At 38.7% G+C, this 17,809-nt stretch carries 16 protein-coding genes; 7 read left to right on the forward strand and 9 right to left on the reverse strand.

Annotated elements, in window-relative coordinates; genetic code table 11:
• Positions 1-33 precede the first annotated feature (33 nt).
• The 5 genes from EPL02_RS19345 to EPL02_RS19365 form a co-directional block, all read right to left on the reverse strand.
• On the reverse strand, positions 34-606 hold the full coding sequence (locus EPL02_RS19345) for a TetR/AcrR family transcriptional regulator (protein ID WP_094912719.1): 573 nt from the start codon (positions 604-606) through the stop codon (positions 34-36).
• A 122-nt stretch (positions 607-728) separates the two neighbouring features.
• Positions 729-2,165 (reverse strand): protoporphyrinogen oxidase, encoded by a 1,437-nt coding sequence (gene hemY, locus EPL02_RS19350; RefSeq protein WP_094912718.1) that lies wholly within the window; start codon positions 2,163-2,165, stop codon positions 729-731.
• A gap of 72 nt (positions 2,166-2,237) precedes the next feature.
• Positions 2,238-3,185 carry a ferrochelatase gene (gene hemH / locus EPL02_RS19355; RefSeq protein ID WP_094912717.1) on the reverse strand — a complete coding sequence of 316 codons (948 nt, stop codon included), beginning with the start codon at positions 3,183-3,185 and terminating at the stop codon, positions 2,238-2,240.
• A gap of 95 nt (positions 3,186-3,280) precedes the next feature.
• On the reverse strand, positions 3,281-4,324 hold the full coding sequence (gene hemE / locus EPL02_RS19360) for a uroporphyrinogen decarboxylase (protein WP_094912716.1): 1,044 nt from the start codon (positions 4,322-4,324) through the stop codon (positions 3,281-3,283).
• Positions 4,325-4,516: 192 nt separating this feature from the next.
• Positions 4,517-6,652 (reverse strand): transglycosylase domain-containing protein, encoded by a 2,136-nt coding sequence (locus tag EPL02_RS19365; protein ID WP_094912715.1) that lies wholly within the window; start codon positions 6,650-6,652, stop codon positions 4,517-4,519.
• A gap of 196 nt (positions 6,653-6,848) precedes the next feature.
• Here EPL02_RS19365 and EPL02_RS19370 point away from each other — a divergent pair, with 196 nt between their 5' ends.
• Positions 6,849-7,355, forward strand: a complete 507-nt coding sequence (locus tag EPL02_RS19370) for an antibiotic biosynthesis monooxygenase family protein (protein WP_131888513.1) — start codon at positions 6,849-6,851, stop codon at positions 7,353-7,355.
• 86 nt (positions 7,356-7,441) lie between these two features.
• A complete protein-coding gene (locus EPL02_RS19375; RefSeq protein ID WP_131888514.1) occupies positions 7,442-8,833 on the forward strand; it encodes a hypothetical protein in 1,392 nt (463 codons plus the stop codon).
• A 134-nt stretch (positions 8,834-8,967) separates the two neighbouring features.
• Here EPL02_RS19375 and EPL02_RS19380 read toward each other — a convergent pair whose 3' ends face one another.
• Complete coding sequence (locus EPL02_RS19380; protein ID WP_165932604.1) at positions 8,968-9,633, reverse strand: phosphatase PAP2 family protein; 666 nt, start codon at positions 9,631-9,633, stop codon at positions 8,968-8,970.
• Positions 9,634-9,825: 192 nt separating this feature from the next.
• Between EPL02_RS19380 and EPL02_RS19385 the strand changes: the two genes are divergently transcribed.
• Positions 9,826-11,028 (forward strand): M20 family metallopeptidase, encoded by a 1,203-nt coding sequence (locus EPL02_RS19385; RefSeq protein WP_131888516.1) that lies wholly within the window; start codon positions 9,826-9,828, stop codon positions 11,026-11,028.
• 108 nt (positions 11,029-11,136) lie between these two features.
• Positions 11,137-11,859 (forward strand): EcsC family protein, encoded by a 723-nt coding sequence (locus EPL02_RS19390; protein ID WP_131888517.1) that lies wholly within the window; start codon positions 11,137-11,139, stop codon positions 11,857-11,859.
• Between the two features lie 14 nt (positions 11,860-11,873).
• On the opposite strand, the gene EPL02_RS19395 is transcribed toward EPL02_RS19390, so the two are convergent.
• Both EPL02_RS19395 and EPL02_RS19400 read right to left on the reverse strand, forming a co-directional pair.
• Positions 11,874-13,082 carry an ABC transporter permease gene (locus EPL02_RS19395; RefSeq protein WP_131888518.1) on the reverse strand — a complete coding sequence of 403 codons (1,209 nt, stop codon included), beginning with the start codon at positions 13,080-13,082 and terminating at the stop codon, positions 11,874-11,876.
• Complete coding sequence (locus EPL02_RS19400; RefSeq protein WP_094912709.1) at positions 13,075-13,815, reverse strand: ABC transporter ATP-binding protein; 741 nt, start codon at positions 13,813-13,815, stop codon at positions 13,075-13,077. Before EPL02_RS19400 ends, EPL02_RS19395 begins: the two co-directional genes overlap by 8 nt.
• Before the next feature lie 748 nt (positions 13,816-14,563).
• On the opposite strand from EPL02_RS19400, the gene EPL02_RS19405 reads away from it, so the two are divergent.
• A complete protein-coding gene (locus tag EPL02_RS19405) occupies positions 14,564-14,995 on the forward strand; it encodes an HIT family protein (RefSeq protein WP_094912708.1) in 432 nt (143 codons plus the stop codon).
• Positions 14,996-15,279: 284 nt separating this feature from the next.
• Here the strand turns inward: EPL02_RS19405 and EPL02_RS19410 are convergent, their stop codons facing one another.
• The gene (locus EPL02_RS19410) at positions 15,280-15,732 is read right to left on the reverse strand and encodes a GNAT family N-acetyltransferase (RefSeq protein WP_094912707.1); all 453 of its coding nucleotides are present in this window, start codon (positions 15,730-15,732) and stop codon (positions 15,280-15,282) included.
• A 221-nt stretch (positions 15,733-15,953) separates the two neighbouring features.
• Between EPL02_RS19410 and serC the strand changes: the two genes are divergently transcribed.
• Both serC and EPL02_RS19420 read left to right on the forward strand, forming a co-directional pair.
• The gene (gene serC, locus EPL02_RS19415) at positions 15,954-17,045 is read left to right on the forward strand and encodes a 3-phosphoserine/phosphohydroxythreonine transaminase (RefSeq protein ID WP_179289282.1); all 1,092 of its coding nucleotides are present in this window, start codon (positions 15,954-15,956) and stop codon (positions 17,043-17,045) included.
• 116 nt (positions 17,046-17,161) lie between these two features.
• A complete protein-coding gene (locus EPL02_RS19420) occupies positions 17,162-17,686 on the forward strand; it encodes a tryptophan transporter (protein WP_094912705.1) in 525 nt (174 codons plus the stop codon).
• The last annotated feature ends 123 nt before the right edge of the window (positions 17,687-17,809 follow it).

The following is a 17,809-nucleotide window of genomic DNA, read 5'->3' on the forward strand; positions in this document are numbered from 1 at the left end:
AAAAGCCGGACTTTAATGAAGTCCGGCTTTTGTTTATTTAGTAAATAATCCTCTTAGAAAATAGAGCTCAATCAGATCTGAAATTTGTTGCTCAGATAGCGGCTGATGCTGTTTTTCCCAATCATAAACTAAAGCAACATACATTTTCACAAGTAAAAATGCCGTCACTTCTGGGTCACAGCTTTGAATTTCACCTTTTGCAATCGCTGCTTCAATTCTCTTTTTTATATACGTCAAAATTTCATTTTCAACTTGCACCAATACGTCTTTAACAGCTGACGTACCCATTTCCTGTTCCTGAACGAGCTTAAGCATAAGCTGATGCTCTGTTCGAAATTGGAGCATGCGATAAATAGCAGCTTGAGCATTTTCAAAAAACGTTCGTTCAGAAGAGATTGCTGACTCTGCTTGTTGCAGCATATCCCGAATCATTCTAGATACAATTTCATCAAAAAGCTCTTCTTTATTTTTAAAAAACGTATAGATGGTTCCTTTTCCGACATTGGCCATTTTAGCGACTTGGTCCATTGTCGTTGCCTTATACCCAAACAGTGAAAACGATTTTGACGCTGCGTCTAGCACCGATTGCTTTCGATCAATCGCCAATTGATACACCCCTCTTTTTTGACCAAATGAATATTATGGTCAATTAGTACGTTGTAACTATAGCATAAATCTGTTATACTACGCAACCTCATGAAAGTTCTTACAGAAAAAGCGGAGCAGATTTACTTCTGCTCCGCTTTTTCTGCTTGAAAATATTTCAAGACTTGCTTCGCTGCATCCTCACCTTGTTCGATACAGTCGGGTAATCCTAGTCCTTCATAAGAGCTTCCTGCTAGATATAAACCTTTAAGCTGTTCTTCAATAGCTTGAGTAATTTCTTCTAAGCGCTCTTGATGCCCAACCGTGTACTGAGGCATTGCTTTTTTCCATCTCGTCACCACATAGAATTCTGGCTTTTCCGTAATCTGCATAATGCGATTTAAATCCTCTAATACCACTTGGACAATTTCTTCATCCGACTGGTCAACAATGGCTTCGTCTCCTGCTCTTCCCACGTAACAACGCAGTAATACTTTACCGTCTGGAGTAGAATGAGGCCACTTTTTATGTGTCCATGTACACGCTGTAATTGTATAATCACTGTTGCGAGATACAACGAATCCAGTACCATTAATATCTTCTTTCACTGCTTCTTTAGGAAAAGCCATTGCTACTGTAGCAACAGAAGTAGACGGCATCTCACGAAGCGGCTCAAAGATTGGGTAGTGAGACAACATTGATTGAGCAGCGAAGTGAGGAGAAGTGATAATGACTGCATCAGCTTTCATCTCTTTTCCATTGCTCAATGTTAAATCATATTGTTCACCCATACGATTTACTTTTTCAACTTTAACTCCTTTGACCACCGCCAACGGGTCAAGCTGCTCTTCAATTGCATCAACAAGCGACTGCAGACCTTTTTTCAATGTTAAAAATGCACCTTGTTTTTTTGCATTAGCATCTTCAGCCTGCTTAGGTTGAAGTTCTTTAAACTTCTTCATGCCAACAATTAAACTGCGGTGTCGCTGCTCTGCATGTAAAAACTGTGGAAATGTTGATTTTAAACTCAAGCGGTCAATGTCTCCCGCATAGATTCCAGAAAGCAAAGGCTCAATTAAGTTTTCAACAACTTCATCGCCTAAGCGTCTTCTAAAAAACATGCCCAGTGATTGGTCTCCTTCATGCTTTGTTTTGGGAATGACAAAATCGGCAGCAGCGCGTAGTTTACCAATGGGAGAAAATAGACCCGTTGTTACAAACGGAGAAATCTTTGTTGGCACACCCATTACGGCACCTTCTGGCATTGGATGAAGGTTCTCTTTTACCAATACATAAGACTGTCCGGTTGAGTTATGAACAAGTTCATCTCCTAACCCTACTTCTTTTACCAGCTTAGAGCCAGGTAATTTGCGCGCTAAAAAGGAATCGGGACCTCTTTCAATTGTAAAACCATCACGGGTTACAGTTTGAATTTTCCCTCCTAATCGATGGGTTGCTTCAATTAATTGAAATTCATACGGCAGGCCTTTCTCTTTAATCGCTTTTTGTAGGTAATAGGCAGCTGAAAGACCAGTTATTCCACCACCGATGATAACAATCTTTTTGTTTGCTTCCGTCATGTAATCATCGCCTTTTCATTAAATTCAATAGAAAGAGAAGCGGCTAAGGTTATAGCTCGCTTCTTCTATTTTTTATTGATTTTGAGATTCGTTATTTACTTTCTTTAACACTACTGTTGCTAATGCATCAATAAATTCAGGCTTTGCATTCGGCATTTCTGGACGATAGTAGTTTGCACCTAATTCATCCGTTACAACCTTGCATTCATAATCATTATCGTACAACACTTCAAGATGATCCGCAATAAATCCTACAGGTGTATATACGAAAGAACGATAGCCTTTATGCTCATACAAATCACGTGTTAAATCCTGTACGTCTGGACCAATCCATGGATCTGGCGTATTGCCTTCACTTTGCCATCCCACTTCGTAATTGCTAACTCCCGCACCTTCAGCAATAAGATCCGCTGTTTCCTGTAGCTGCTGTGGGTAAGGGTCTCCAGCCGCAATAATTTTCTCTGGAAGACTATGAGCTGATACAATGAGTACGGCTTTTTGTTTTTCAGCGTCTGACATTAAATCAAACGTTTGTTTAACTTTTCTAACCCAATAATTAATGAACTTAGGCTCTTTATACCAGCTTTCAATTGAATGAATAACCAAGCCGCCTAGTTTTTCAGCTGTTTCTTTTGCACGACCATTGTAAGATTTCACACTAAACGTTGAAAAATGTGGAGCAAGCACAATGCTAACTGCTTCTTTAATCCCATCTTTGTGCATCTGCTCTACTGCTTCTTCAACAAATGGCTCAATATGTTTAAGGCCCAGATAAGCCTTAAACTCAATGTCGTCTTGAATTTCATTTAAATGCTGCTCAAGACATCGCATTTGCTCTTCAGTGATTTTCGCTAACGGTGAAATGCCTCCTATTGCTTCATAACGCTGTTTTAAATCTTCAAGCGCTTCTTCAGATGGCTTTCTTCCTCTTCTGATATGCGTGTAATACCTTTCGATATCTTCTTCTTTATATGGCGTACCGTAAGCCATTACGAGTAACCCCATGACTTTTTTACTCATGATTTACACCTCTTTGTTAAAATCCGTCTGTTCCTATATTTTCTCATGAACAAAAATGAAAAAACAAAAAATAAGGCTCTGTTTTTTTTGACAATTTATTGTCTATTTGCTGAATATTCATGAATAAAAGCAGTAAGCCTTTTCAACGTCTCAGGATTAACCTGTGGAAATACACCGTGTCCTAAGTTAAAGATATACCCGTCTTGTTGCATTCCTTGATCAAGGATCGCTTTTGCACGTTCTTCGATTACTTCCCAAGGAGCTAGTAAAATTGCTGGATCTAGATTACCTTGCAGCGTTTTAGTTAGACCAAGCTCTCGTGCTTCTTGAACCTGCATACGCCAATCAAGACCTACTACGTCTAGAGGAAGGTCGTGCCATTCTTTTGCCAAGTGACTTGCCCCTACGCCAAACATGATAAGCGGAACATTCTTTTCTCTTAGCTCTGTAAAAATCCGATTCATTACTGGTTTAATAAAGTAGCGATAGTCTGCTACGTTTAACGCGCCGACCCATGAATCAAAGATTTGAATAGCCCTTGCTCCAGCATCTATCTGTGCCTTTACATATGTAATTGTCATATCTGCTAACTTATCCATTAATGCAAACCAAGCCTTTGGCTCTGTATACATAAATGCTTTTGTCTTATTATAATTTTTAGAAGGGCCGCCTTCAATCATGTAGCTAGCTACTGTAAAAGGTGCACCAGCAAATCCAATTAAAGGAACGTTCAGCTGCTCCGTTGTTAACAGCTTAATTGTATCTAATACATAGGCTACATCTTCTTCAGGTGTAATATACCCTAAGTTTTCAACATCTTGCATCGAACGAATTGGGTTTGAAATCACGGGACCAATACCTGTTTTAATCTCAACATCCACTCCAATTGCAGGAAGCGGTGTCATAATATCTTTATATAAAATAGCTGCATCGACTCCGTACTGCTCAACTGGTAAGCGCGTCACATAAGCCCCTAATTCAGGCTGATGCGTAATTTCAAACAGTGAATACTTTTCCTTTAAAGCACGATATTCCGGCTGAGAGCGGCCTGCTTGACGCATATACCAAACTGGTACATGATCTGTCTTTTCTCCTCGGCATGCTTTTAAAAATGTATCATTCATCAGTTGTTGATTCATGGCTTCCACCTTTCTCTATCTGTTCATCTCAAGTACTATTTGTTTTTCCTAACCAAACTTGTCCTCAATACTAACCGCAGCCTGATAAAAACTGCGGTTTATCTCTTTTCTCTACTTGTCACTATACTCATTTCTGTATCCGTTGTATAGACACCTGCTCAAAATGTCAAAAAATCGACTAACTATAACAATTTAATCGCTAAACAATGTTGGTGTTACCTCATTAGAAGGCATTCCTTCTTCTTTTGTTTGGGAGTTATAGGGAACGATGTAGTATGTTGGTGATTTAAATAGGTTTACGCGGTCTACTTCGTATGCCCCTTTGCCTTTCACTTTTCCAATTACATTTTGTTCCCTGCCTCGCTTTTCATAAACATAGTAGACAACGCGTTTATCTTCGGAAGCTTCCCATGTTAAGCTAACCGTTAATAGTCCAAACGGTTGAAATGTTAGTTCTTGTTTGAGTGAGTTAATAATTGGCAGCCTAATTGGTTCAGGTAAATCGTTGATGCCTTTTGGTTTTTTGAATGCTTTATCTGTTTCTTGCTCTGCCTCTGTCAAAATATCTTTGAACAATTGACTTGGATAGGAGCTTCCCTTTGTAAGATAATGCTGGCTATCCGTACGATCATACCCCATCCAAACCGCTCCAACTACATTTGGGGTATAGCCAACAAACCAAGCATCACGTGTTGCTCCTTTCACGCCTGCATAGGAAGTGGATCCTGTTTTTCCAGCAAGAGCTCCTTCATATTTGCCTACGGATGCTGTTCCGTCTTTGACAACAGCCTCTAGCATTTTTGTCATATACCATGCGTTTTGCTTTGAAAATACCTTTTTATCACTCTGCTCTGCCTTAGCAATTACATCACCGTTATGATCTTGAATCTCTGAAATAAAGTAAGGTTCTTTTTTTTCACCATTCTGTGCAAACGTACTATAGGCAGATGCTAGTTGAAGAGGCGTAACTCCTTCTGTTAGTCCTCCTAATGCAATGGATAGACCCTTGTCTTCTGTTTCTATGTCCAGCTTTGTTAAATAGTCTTTTGCACTCGAAATTCCTAGCTTATTCAAGGTCCAAACTGCTGGAATGTTCTTAGAGTCTTTAATTGCGTCGTACATTGTGACTTTTCCTGCATACTGCCCGTTAATATTTTGGGGCTTATATTGTCCAAAGTTTTGCTTCTCATCACTTAAAAGTGAGTATGGCTTATACAGAGCTTCCTGCAAAGCCGGCCCATAAACTGCCAAAGGCTTCATCGTTGAACCAGGCTGACGCTTTACATTTACACGATTTAATCCTTTTTGCACATAGTCTCGTCCACCTATTACCGATAAAACGCCCCCCGTATGATGGTCCATCAATATAAAAGCTCCTTGGGCTTGTTCATCCACTCCCGGAAAATAAGCAGCTTGCTGAAATAATTCATAAGCCGTTTCCTGATAACTTTTGTTCATAGGAACGGTTACCGTATATCCACCTCTCAATAGATCATTGCTTGAAATGTGATGCTTTTCCGCTGCTTCTTCAATTACCATATCAATATAGGTTAAATAAGCAGGATTTTTCGTTTTTTGCTGTACATCTAAACTAAGCGTGCGTCCTTGCAGTCGCACCACCTCTTCTGCACTTAAAAAATCAGCTTTTTGCATCGAATTTAATACCACGTTTCGCCGTTCAATACTCTTCTCTGGATGAAGGATAGGAGAATATGAATTTGGACCTTTTGGAAGAGCAGCTAGCAGAGCTCCTTCTTCTACGGTAAGCTCTGCTACATCTTTGTTAAAGTACAGCTGAGCTGCAGCTTGAATACCGTAAGCACCGTGTCCAAAATAAATTTGATTTAAATACATTTCTAGGATTTTTTGTTTACTATAGCGCTGCTCTAAGTTAATAGCTACCATTACTTCTTTTGTTTTACGAAGCCATGACTTATCATTTGTCAAAAAGATATTTTTAGCTAGTTGTTGTGTCAGCGTGCTTCCACCTTCCACTTTACTACCTGCTAAAATATCTTTATATAGAGCACGTCCAATTGCTTTTACATCGATGCCGTGATGCTCGTAGAAACGGACATCTTCAACTGCAATAAATGCGTTTTGCACATGTTTTGGCACCTCTTCTATTGAAATTGGATCTCGGTTTTCCACATACAGCTTAGTAATCTCATCACCGTTTTCGTTAACCAACTTTGTAGCAGAATTCATGACAAATTTTTTCTCGTCAATTACATAACTCCCAAAAAACAAAATCATAATATAGCCAATCAGAGCAAATAATAAAATGCCCGCTACGGCAGAGAATAGATAAAGTGCTCGTTTGTACATGCTACCACCTCTCTTCTTTTCATTGCATAATAGCGTATGTAGTACGGCGGTCATATGAAGAAAGCATGAGCCTGTCACTATCATCTTAAAGGACGAGCATCTATTTTTGTATTTTTTTGTTTAACATTTTATAATTTTAGTATGATTAACCTCTTTAAAATGTATGCATTTTCCAATTGAGAAGGAGTGTTCAAAAATGAATTTCTTTATTACATATGGAACCATTGAATTTTTACAACGCTTAAAAGAGCAACATCCTGAAGAAAAGTTGTATTTACTTCATAAAGAAGGCGACCAAGGCTGCCTTTTACATGAAACAACTGGTGAAACGATATTTAAAGAAGGACATAATTATGAAGCGCTAGATCACGTAGGCTCGATTGCAGATGGAAAATATGTGGTAATGAACAACATTGCGGTTACAGATGAAGGACGTCCTTCATTTGAAAGTAGATTTAACCAACGAGCTCGCTTAATTGAAAAAGAACCTGGCTTTGCTGCAATTCGCGTTTTGCGTCCACTAAGCAACGATACCTATATTATTTTAACTGCTTGGGAAGAAGAAAAATCCTTTACTGATTGGCAAGCGTCTCAAGCATATAACCAAGCTCACAAAAAGCGCGGAACATCAGAAGGAGTAGATAAACAGCCAGCTATTTTTCTGAGACCTTCCTACGTCACGAGCTATCATATTATGCACTAAAGACAGCTACTCTCCCTACTAGGTCAGTGTCATATGAAAACACCCATTCATATGATACTATACACTGAACTATAGGGGGATTTTTTATGGGAATCGACCTCGTTTCTCTTCATTGGATATACGTTTGTTTTATTTTACTTATCTTAGGGTTTATGATTATGAGACGAGATACTACAATCATTTGTATTATCGGTATTTTTCTTCTGTCATTCACTGCTACTTCTTCTCTAACAGGTTCAATTAGCAGCGTCTTTTCAAGTTTTATCTATGCTATTACAGAGCTGCTACCTACTATTTTAATCATTTCAATTATCGTTTCCATGAGTAAAGCACTTATTACAACGGGCGTCAACGACATGATGATTTCTCCTTTTGCTCGCTTCATTAAGACACCTAGTCTTGCTTATTGGGTTATTGGACTTGTCATGATGGTCATTTCCTTCTTTTTCTGGCCTTCTCCAGCCATTGCACTATTAGGGGCCGTCTTATTACCTGTGGCATTAAGAGCTGGATTACCAGCACTTGGTGTTGCAATGGCTATGAATCTATTCGGGCACGGCATTGCTCTTTCAGGGGACTTTGTCATCCAAGCAGCACCGAAGCTAACAGCCGATGCAGCTGGATTACCCGTTTCAGATGTTATTCAAGCGAGCATCCCATTAGTTATTACAATGGGCGTTGTCACCACCGTTACGGCTTTTATCTTTTTAAAAAGAGATTTAAAGAACGGTACACTACCAGTTCAAGGTTCTCCTCTTATTGCAGCAGCTGAAAACAACGAAAGGGTTCGCATTCCTCTTTACATGAGAAAAATTCTAGCACTTTTCATTCCATTATTATTTGCTTTAAACGTCTGGGCAATGTTTGCATTTGATTTACAAGGTGGAGATGCAACGGCGTTAATTGGGGGCACTTCACTTTTCATTTTAATGGTTATCTCCATTATCGGACATCAAAACAAAGGACTAGAAAAAACAACGTCTTATCTAATTGAAGGATTTCAGTTTGGATTTAAAGTGTTTGGTCCGGTGATACCTATTGCTGCTTTCTTCTATTTAGGAGATGCTGGGTTTACGAGTATTATGGGAGACTTTTTACCAAAGGGTTCTCACGGAATTGTAAATGATTTAGGCGTAGCCATTTCTTCGGTTGTTCCATTAAACGAACAGATTGCTGCCGTTACCGTTATGACAATCGGTGCGATTACAGGCTTAGATGGCTCTGGCTTCTCAGGCATTTCACTTGTAGGATCAATTTCTCAACTGTTTGCTACTGCAATTGGCAGCGGTGCTGCTACGCTTACTGCTTTAGGCCAAATCGCAGGCATTTGGGTTGGTGGCGGTACGCTCATTCCTTGGGCATTAATTCCGGCTGCAGCTATTTGTGGTGTGAGTCCGTTTGAGCTAGCTCGCAGAAACTTAAAGCCAGTGGCAATCGGCTTAGTTGTCACGACTATTGTAGCGATGTTCATTATTTAAACTTTATTTTTTTATAAAATATAGCGTTTAAACCATATCTATAACCATACCGTTAAAGAAGGAACAAGCATGATAAGTATAGTTAACTTCGAATACGAAAAAAACCTGGTCTAGTAATCTAGACCAGGTTTTTTTCATCCCATGTATTGCTTTGAACTCATTGGAGTAGTTGGTGCTAAATACGCCTTTACCAACGTATAAAATAGCAATCCTACCGTCAACCAAAAACCACCTAACAAGTAGCCACCCAAAACATCTGTCATATAGTGCTCAGCTAATAGGAAACGACTAATACCAATGAATAAAATTAGTAAACTAAAAACAACAATTGAAGCCTTTTTCAATGCTTCGTTTTTCACATAAAGAATAATAAAAAACAACAAAAACCCATACAGCATCAATCCCAGCATCGCATGACCACTTGGAAAGCTGTACCCTTCTACTCCTACCGTCGGACGGAGGCGTTCAATCCATACTTTGACAGCATTGTTCAGTAAATAACCGCTTAAAACAAAAGCCAATACAGTCACAGCCCCTACAGCATCACGTTTGTTGAAGCCTAATATTCCAACAAGTAAAAGGGATAGAACAATAATCATCGGCTTTGAAGCAAAAAATGAGGTACCTTCTAAAATTTGAATTACTAACTGATGATTATGTATGTCTGTAGCAATTGTTAGAAAGAATGCATCTATTCCATGCACCGGACCATCGATTGTTATAACGACGCCTATAAACATTCCCATCAGTGCAAGTAATAATAAAAGAATAAATCGATATTTCATACGCCACTTCCTCATGTATAAATTCATCTCCTTCTATTATTCATCGAACAAAAGCAAATGTGCAATCAATTTTTTATTGGGAACGCTTCATTTGTTTTCATTTTCAACAATTATTGATATAATATAAAATGTCAAATAATTCTAAACTATTTATTTATTTAAAGAAAACTCTACAAATAGCTATTATCAACGAAAGGATCTGACTTAATGATTTCAGAACTACACTCTTTATTAGAAAAAAGCTATGACGAAATGATCCAAATTAGACGCCATCTTCACCAATACCCTGAACCTTCCTTTAAAGAATTCCAAACAGCTACTTATATTCGTGCTTTTTATGACAAAATTGGCGTTCCTTATCGGGCAAACGTTGGCGGGAATGGTATTGTTGCAACGATTAAAGGAGAGAAACCTGGACCAACGGTTGCTTTACGTGCCGACTTTGATGCTTTAGCCATCCAAGATGAAAAAGACGTCCCTTATAAATCAACTGTTCCTGGTGTAATGCACGCTTGTGGACACGATGGACACACGGCTACCCTTTTAGTTCTGGCTAAATCCATTCAACAGCTAAGAAACCAGTTAGAAGGAGCGATTGTATTCATTCATCAGCATGCTGAAGAGTATGCGCCTGGTGGAGCGAAACCAATGATTGAAGATGGATGCTTAGATGGGGTAGATGCTATCTTCGGCACACATTTATGGGCGGTTACTCCTACCGGTGTCATTCAGCACAGAAACGGTCCGTTTATGGCAGCAGCTGACCGATTTGAAATTACGGTTAAAGGTGCTGGCGGCCACGGGGCACAGCCTCATAAAACAAAAGATGCAATTGTCATCGCTTCTCAACTTGTTGTTAACTTGCAGCAAATCGTCAGCAGACGCGTCAACCCAGTAGAATCAGCCGTCATTACTGTTGGTTCTTTCGTAGCGGAAAATGCTTTTAACGTAATTGCTGACTCCGCAAAACTTATTGGTACAGTTCGCACGTTTAGCGAAGACGTACGCAATGATATGGAAAGAGAGATTGAGCGTGTTATTCAGGGAACTTGCTTAGCTGCTGATGCTTCCTATGATTATTCGTTTAAGCGTGGCTACCCCGCTGTTGTCAATCATAGCGAAGAAAATGCGTTCTTAGCAAAAGTAGCAGAAACAATCCCAGAGGTGGAAAAAGTGGAAGAAACCGAACCGCAAATGGGGGGAGAAGACTTTGCCTATTACCTTCAACATGTAAAAGGAACATTCTTTTTTACAGGAGCGCAGCCTGACGGCGTCGATACTCCTTACCCACACCACCATCCCAAATTTGATTTTAATGAAAAAGCAATGTTAATTGCTTCAAAAACACTGGGCACAGCTGCAATTGAATACCTAGCCAAAGAACAAAAAGCTACATCTGTCACATCTTAATCAGGTTGCCCCCCCATATGTTGGATATGGGGGCTTCTTTGCATAGATAGAAACTTTTTACCTCTTACTTCGTATATAAGAAAAGTGGTTTTTAAAAGGGGTGTCTGAATGACTGATTATGAACAAAAAGCGCTGGCTGATGCCGAACACTGGGAGATTACGCTGTTAAAACGTCCATCTGCCTTTCAGCGAAATGCGAAGCAGCTACAAAACAAACTGAATAAAAAAGTACCAGAACGCATTCATAAAATGATTACGGAAAGCATAAAAAAAATGGTGGAAACCACCATTTTTGGTTCTACCATTACTACCAAGAAGGACTATAATCCCCATTTAAGCTTTGAAGAGCGTGAAGCTGAAGTTAAAGCAACGATTTCTAAATATCGTAAAACAGCTGCCGTCGAGGGAGCGGGAACAGGCGCTGGTGGACTGTTGTTAGGCGCGGCGGACTTTCCTCTCTTTTTGTCTATTAAGATGAAGTGTTTATTTGACATTGCCACTATTTACGGTTTTGACGTCCGCAAGCAAGACGAACGACTATTTATTTTGTATATTTTTCACCTCGCGTTTTGTAGCGAAGAAAAGCGAACAGAAGTCTTCGATCTTTTACAGAAATGGAATAAAGAAGCTCAACATGAGCTCGATTGGAAGAGCTTCCAGCAAGAGTATCGCGACTATATTGATGTGATTAAAATGCTTCAGCTCATGCCTGGATTTGGGGCTGTTGTAGGTGCTTTTGCGAATTATCATCTGCTTGATCATGTGACGCACGTTGCGATGAATGTTTATCGACTGCGTTTATTATCCTCAAACGAAAAAAATCTGCCTTAAAAGGCAGATTTCTTTTATACGGTTGCTTTTCTCTTAATATAAGTTGTCACAAAAAACTGAACAAATAACACACCAGCCACAAAAGTAAGTAAACCAACAAACAAGTTAGCAGTAGCTGCGACAATACTTAAGACGGCAGCTTGTAAAAATAAGGCGTTTCGAATCAAGCTTAAAAATGCTGATCGACGCGTCTGCTCTTGTAGCGGATACAATGATAGCCATAAAACCTGTTTATGATGCTTCCAAAGAGGCATCATTTGAAAACCTGTTACATAAAGCGTTAACAGCACAATCACAATGTTGCCGTAGGTAAAAGGAGCAGCGAGTAAAATCAGTCCACTAATGACCGTCAAGCGCACTAATAGCCCTAGATAATCACCTGCGCGTAAAAATGTACGCGTATATAAGTAGCGATGAGTTGCTTGTTGTTGAAACGGAATGCCTTTTAAAATGACATCTAAATAAGCTCGGCGCTTCACTTGTTCTTTTAGCTGAGGAACATCGGTAAATAAGTTAGCTAAGCGGTAGAACATCGCTACTCTCCGCTCTTCAAGTTCAATTAATGTTTCCCATTTTAACGGCTTGGCTTTTACAAGCGAACGATAATATAATGCTAAACAGATAATGATGGCTCCTGTAACAGCAGGGAAAAACAAGTAAGAGCCTACAAATAGAAAATAAACAAATGCCCCGTTTAAGAAAAAGCGCACGAGATAGTCAATCCACCTAGCGTACTTCTCTTCAAAGTAAACGCTCCACCACGCCATTTTTAAGTTTACTCCTTTTAAAATAAGAAGCAGAATCAAGTTCATAAAAATTGTAGAATACGTCTGATCAGTAACTTTTACATGCATAGGAGCAACAGCAGCAGTTAGTAAAAGCAGCGTATAGATATATGTAGAAAACGTATAGAAAAATGACTTTTTAAAATACGGCTGCAGCTTTGATTCCAATGCAAGCATAAAGACTAGGTCAGGCCTCTTTAAAAACGTCCGAATTGAACCGCTCGTCAACACAACACTCATAATTATTGCGATTAAAAATGCTGATGGAAAAGCTGGTGTTAACGTCTCTAACCACTGCTGATAATAATAAGCAGCTGCTCCAATGGCAAATACTAGCACAAGCTTTAGATGATCGTTAAAAATATACTTCATATAGCGACGCGTATCTTTTAGATGCTGCTGAAATCGCTGTTGCCACAGCGCTTCAATACTACTCATAGTCCTCTTCCTTCGTCAATTCAATGTAAATTTCATCTAGCGTTGCGTTTGGCTTATTAAACTGAGTTCGTAAATCCGCTAGCGTTCCTTGTGCTCTTACTTGACCGTTATGTAAAATAACAAATTTATCGCAATATCGCTCTGCCGTGGCTAAAATATGGGTAGACATTAAAATGCCTGCTCCCTGCTTTTTCATATCTGTCATTAAGTCTAATAATGACTGAATACCAAGTGGATCTAGCCCTAGAAATGGTTCATCGATAATATAAAGTGAAGGCTGAACTAAAAAGGCACACATAATCATTACTTTTTGCTTCATCCCTTTTGAGAAATGTGCTGGAAACCACTTTAATTTCTTATCCATACGAAATTCTTTTAACAATGGCTGCAAACGAGCTTCATATGTTTTGGAATCCAACCCATAGGCCATCGCCGTCATATCTAAATGTTCTTTTAACGTTAGCTCATCATACAAAATTGGCGTTTCAGGAATAAATGTAAATTGCGTACGGTAACCAGTTGAATCTTGTTGAAACGTTTTATTATGAATAGCAATAGACCCCTTCTTAGGCTCCATCAACCCAATAATATGTTTAATGGTTGTACTTTTACCTGCTCCGTTAAGGCCAATAAGCCCAACTAGTTCTCCTGCATTAACTTCAAAAGATACGTCCTTTAATACAGGCGTTTTTGTATATCCTCCAGTTAAGTGTTGAATTTGTAATAAACTCATTGGATTCTCCTTTAAATACGTGTATTAGTAAACAAAATTAAGTTACATATGTGCTAAATGAAAGCGTTCCATACAGCATAGTGATTATGGAAACCGTTCATTTTTATCTATTGTACCAAATCTTCTTCAAGGATACATTTTTTTAACCATTAAAATAAGGATTATATTTCCAGTGTAAGTTTTTAAATACGTGGACATTCTAATTAGGGAAGAAGGAAAGCAGTTGATGTTCAACAATTAGCTTTCTATATCTGAAATGAGGTGTCTACACCAGACATTAATCATGAAGCCCTATGTTAAGCGTTATGATAAGGGGATGTTAGTCATGAACGTAGTTAGAATTGATTTATAAAAGGTAGACAATATTGTTCATTTATCACTGTGTAAATGAGGTGTTTGTCAAAGACCACGAACGATTTCGTTCAATTTATTTATCCATTCTATAAATTGCTTAAATGAGGTGTTTGTCAAAGAGAAGAAACGTTTTATTCTACGTTAATGCTTGTCATTAAAATGTCGAATGAGGTGTTTGTCGAAGACAATTTACATGAATTAGGCACATTATTACGTAAATGAGGTGTTCCTTAAACGCAATATAGTGAAATAGAAGCTTTGTTTCCTTCTTCATAGCGAGGTGCATCATTCGATTGCATCTCGCTTTTTACTGTTCTCTTCTTTTCCCTCTTCTATTTATGCTAAAATTAAGTCGTACAAGCTATTTTATTTTTATGAAGGAAAGGTGAACAATATGAGTAATCTTGATGAAAATTGCATCTTCTGTAAAATTATTCGCGGAGAAATTCCATGTGCCAAAGTGTTTGAAAATGAACATGTACTAGCATTTCTAGATATTAGCCAAGTCACAAAAGGCCATACGCTTGTTATTCCTAAAGTACATAAAAAAGACGTTCATGAGCTTACACCTGAAATTGCTCGTCATTTATTTGAAGTTGTACCTCAAATTGCAACAGCAATCAAAGAAACATATGAGCCAGTTGGAATCAACATTTTAAACAACAACGGTGAAAAAGCCGGTCAATCCGTGTTTCATTATCATATGCACATCATTCCTCGCTATGGTGAAGGTGACGGATTTGGTGCAGTATGGAAAGAGCATACAAGCGACTACACGCCTGAAAAGCTACAGAGCATCGCAGCTGAAATTTCGGAGCGTTTATAAGATAAACGATTCTCGGACAAAACAAACTGTGCCTTTCTACAGAAATAATGATGCCTTTTGTAAAGTAGTGAGGTTAATAACGAGTTCGTTCCATTGCGCTACAGACACTCGCTTTTTGCGGAAAGAAATCTGAGCCTCCTCGCTATGCTGCGGGGTCTCAGCCTTTCCTCTATCTCCTCCAGGAGTCACGTGTCTTACGTCCTGTTTCACAATTAATAAAAAATCCGAACTATTAAAAGAGTCGCTAATGCTCAATAATTCGGATAGATGATTAACTGAAACACTTATGCCTCAACCTCTTCTTTAATCATATCCACATGCGGAATTCCATCGTCATCATACACATCTGATATTGCTTGAAATCCAAATGATGCGTAAAAGCGCTGGAGATGGCTTTGGGCTTGAATCCTTACTACGTTTTCCCCCATCGCATCTCCTAAGAACGCTAACCCTTTTTGAACTAACTCCCTGCCTAACCCCGTCTTGCGATAATCTTCATGAACAAGTACACGACCAAAGGATGCTTCTTTATAGCTCACTCCTTTAGGTATTAAACGAATATATGCAATAATCTGTTCATTTTCGACTTTAAATAAATGATACGAAGCCTGATCCTTCCCATCCACCTCTAAATATGCACACTCTTGTTCAACAACAAATACTCTGGTACGCTCCTGCAAAATGTCGTATAGTTCATGCGCTGATAGTTGATCAAATGTCTTAATATGCCACGTCAAGATGATAACCTTCTTTCTCTTTAAATAGTTTTGTATTTGTGGATTTTACCACCTTTTGTCACTCATTCCTACGTTTTTAATTTTCTATACTGATTACTTAAAATTTTTCAAAAGTTTTCACACATTAAATTATTTTCATGATAGTATAATGATATTCTTTCTGACAAAGAAGCAAGATACAGTCTGTGATGAATGTGAAAAATTGAGGAGGAATTAACGTGATTTCAGTAAAACGAGCTTACAATTTTAACGCAGGACCATCTGCACTTCCCCTACCTGTCTTACAACTCGCACAACAAGAGCTAACGGATTTTAAAGGAACAGGCATGTCCGTGATGGAGCTATCGCATCGTAGTAAAGAATTTGAAGATGTTTTGAACCATGCAAAAGAAACATTAACAGAACTGCTTTCAATTCCAGACACACACGAAATTTTATTTTTACAAGGCGGAGCTAGCCTGCAGTTTTCAATGATTCCAATGAACTTTTTAGGAAAAGATCAAGTAGGAGCATTTGTACTGACTGGTGCTTGGTCAGAAAAAGCATTAAAGGAAGCTAAAAAAGTGGGTGAAACAACGGTTATCGCGTCTACAAAAGAAGAAAATTACCGTTCAATCCCAGTGCTAGATCGCAGTGAATTGCCTTCAAACACGGCGTATCTACATATCACATCTAATAATACAATCTTTGGCACACAGTGGACTGAATATCCTGAGTTTGAAAATGTCGATTTAATTGCGGATATGTCCAGTGATATTTTATGTCGTCCAATTGATGTATCAAAGTTCTCCTTAATCTATGCTGGTGCTCAAAAAAATCTAGGTCCGTCTGGCGTAACCGTTGTTATTATAAAAAAAGACTTGTTAAAGCGCATCCCAGCAAACTTACCAACTATGCTCGATTATAATACACATATTAAAAGCAACTCATTATATAACACGCCTCCGACGTTTGGTATTTACATGCTATCTCTTGTTTTAGACTGGATCAAAGAACAAGGTGGCGTCACAGCAGTTGCAGAAAACAATAAGAAAAAAGCAGAGTTAATCTACTCTAGCATCGACAACTCAAATGGCTTTTACACACCGCATGCAACAAATGATAGCCGTTCCCTAATGAACGTGACGTTTACTTTACCAAATGAAGAATTAACAGCTGCTTTCTTAGCACAGTCAAAGGAAAAAGGCTTTGTTGGCTTAGCGGGACACCGTTCTGTAGGAGGCTGCCGTGCTTCTATTTATAACGCTGTTCCACTAGAAGCATGTCAAGCATTAGCGGCATTTATGGATGAATTTGCATCCGTTCACGCGTAAACTGATTGATTCTATTTTCACAGATTTATGTTATAATTAGTCTATAAATATATGCAATAGGCACAAGCGCATTATTGGTATATTTAGAGCTTAGCTTAGAAGAGGAGAGATGAGAAATGAACACAAAAACATTAGTATCACTATCTTTATTAGTTGGAATTGGTGCCGTACTGCATGCGATTATGCCACCTGTCTTGTTTGGTATGAAACCAGACATGATGTTAACCATGATGTTCTTAGGTATTTTACTATTTCCTGGGGTCAAAAACGTTTTATTACTCGGATTAACAACGGGTGCTATTTCTGCCTTAACAACAGGATTTCCTGGTGGACAAGTGCCAAATATCATTGATAAACCAATCACTGCTTTTATCATTTTTGGTTTATTACTTCTTGTTCGTAACATTACAACAGTGAAGACACCTGTAGCTGCCGTTCTAACAGCGGTTGGCACACTTGTATCAGGCATTATTTTCTTGACATCAGCAGCACTTATTGTTGGTTTACCAGGTGGTTTAATGGCTCTGATTGCAGGCGTTGTGTTACCTGCAACGGTTGTAAATACCATTGTTATGGTTGTGGTGTATCCAATCGTAAACTCTGTACTAAAGCGCACAAGTATTTCAGCAAAAGTATCATGATTTGAAAGGGCCTGTATCATGCAGGCCCTTTTTGTATTTAGCAGGTTTATTTCTTAACGGTTAGGAAACATAATACAATATAAACTCTTTCACTTATACAAAGACTATGCCATTGAACCACCT

The sequence above is a fragment of the Bacillus sp. CBEL-1 genome (assembly GCF_004348885.1).
Taxonomy (GTDB): Bacteria; Bacillota; Bacilli; order Bacillales; family Bacillaceae_H; genus Priestia; species Priestia aryabhattai_A.

What these genes read in the sequence shown, in the direction of transcription:
- hemY (WP_094912718.1), bottom strand. Translation starts at nt 2,165, where the DNA reads ATGACGGAAGCAAACAAAAAGATTGTTATCATCGGTGGTGGAATAACT.
- hemH (WP_094912717.1), bottom strand. Translation starts at nt 3,185, where the DNA reads ATGAGTAAAAAAGTCATGGGGTTACTCGTAATGGCTTACGGTACGCCA.
- hemE (WP_094912716.1), bottom strand. Translation starts at nt 4,324, where the DNA reads ATGAATCAACAACTGATGAATGATACATTTTTAAAAGCATGCCGAGGA.
- EPL02_RS19365 (WP_094912715.1), bottom strand. Translation starts at nt 6,652, where the DNA reads ATGTACAAACGAGCACTTTATCTATTCTCTGCCGTAGCGGGCATTTTA.
- EPL02_RS19370 (WP_131888513.1), top strand. Translation starts at nt 6,849, where the DNA reads ATGAATTTCTTTATTACATATGGAACCATTGAATTTTTACAACGCTTA.
- EPL02_RS19375 (WP_131888514.1), top strand. Translation starts at nt 7,442, where the DNA reads ATGGGAATCGACCTCGTTTCTCTTCATTGGATATACGTTTGTTTTATT.
- EPL02_RS19380 (WP_165932604.1), bottom strand. Translation starts at nt 9,633, where the DNA reads ATGAGGAAGTGGCGTATGAAATATCGATTTATTCTTTTATTATTACTT.
- EPL02_RS19385 (WP_131888516.1), top strand. Translation starts at nt 9,826, where the DNA reads ATGATTTCAGAACTACACTCTTTATTAGAAAAAAGCTATGACGAAATG.
- EPL02_RS19390 (WP_131888517.1), top strand. Translation starts at nt 11,137, where the DNA reads ATGACTGATTATGAACAAAAAGCGCTGGCTGATGCCGAACACTGGGAG.
- EPL02_RS19395 (WP_131888518.1), bottom strand. Translation starts at nt 13,082, where the DNA reads ATGAGTAGTATTGAAGCGCTGTGGCAACAGCGATTTCAGCAGCATCTA.
- EPL02_RS19400 (WP_094912709.1), bottom strand. Translation starts at nt 13,815, where the DNA reads ATGAGTTTATTACAAATTCAACACTTAACTGGAGGATATACAAAAACG.
- EPL02_RS19405 (WP_094912708.1), top strand. Translation starts at nt 14,564, where the DNA reads ATGAGTAATCTTGATGAAAATTGCATCTTCTGTAAAATTATTCGCGGA.
- EPL02_RS19420 (WP_094912705.1), top strand. Translation starts at nt 17,162, where the DNA reads ATGAACACAAAAACATTAGTATCACTATCTTTATTAGTTGGAATTGGT.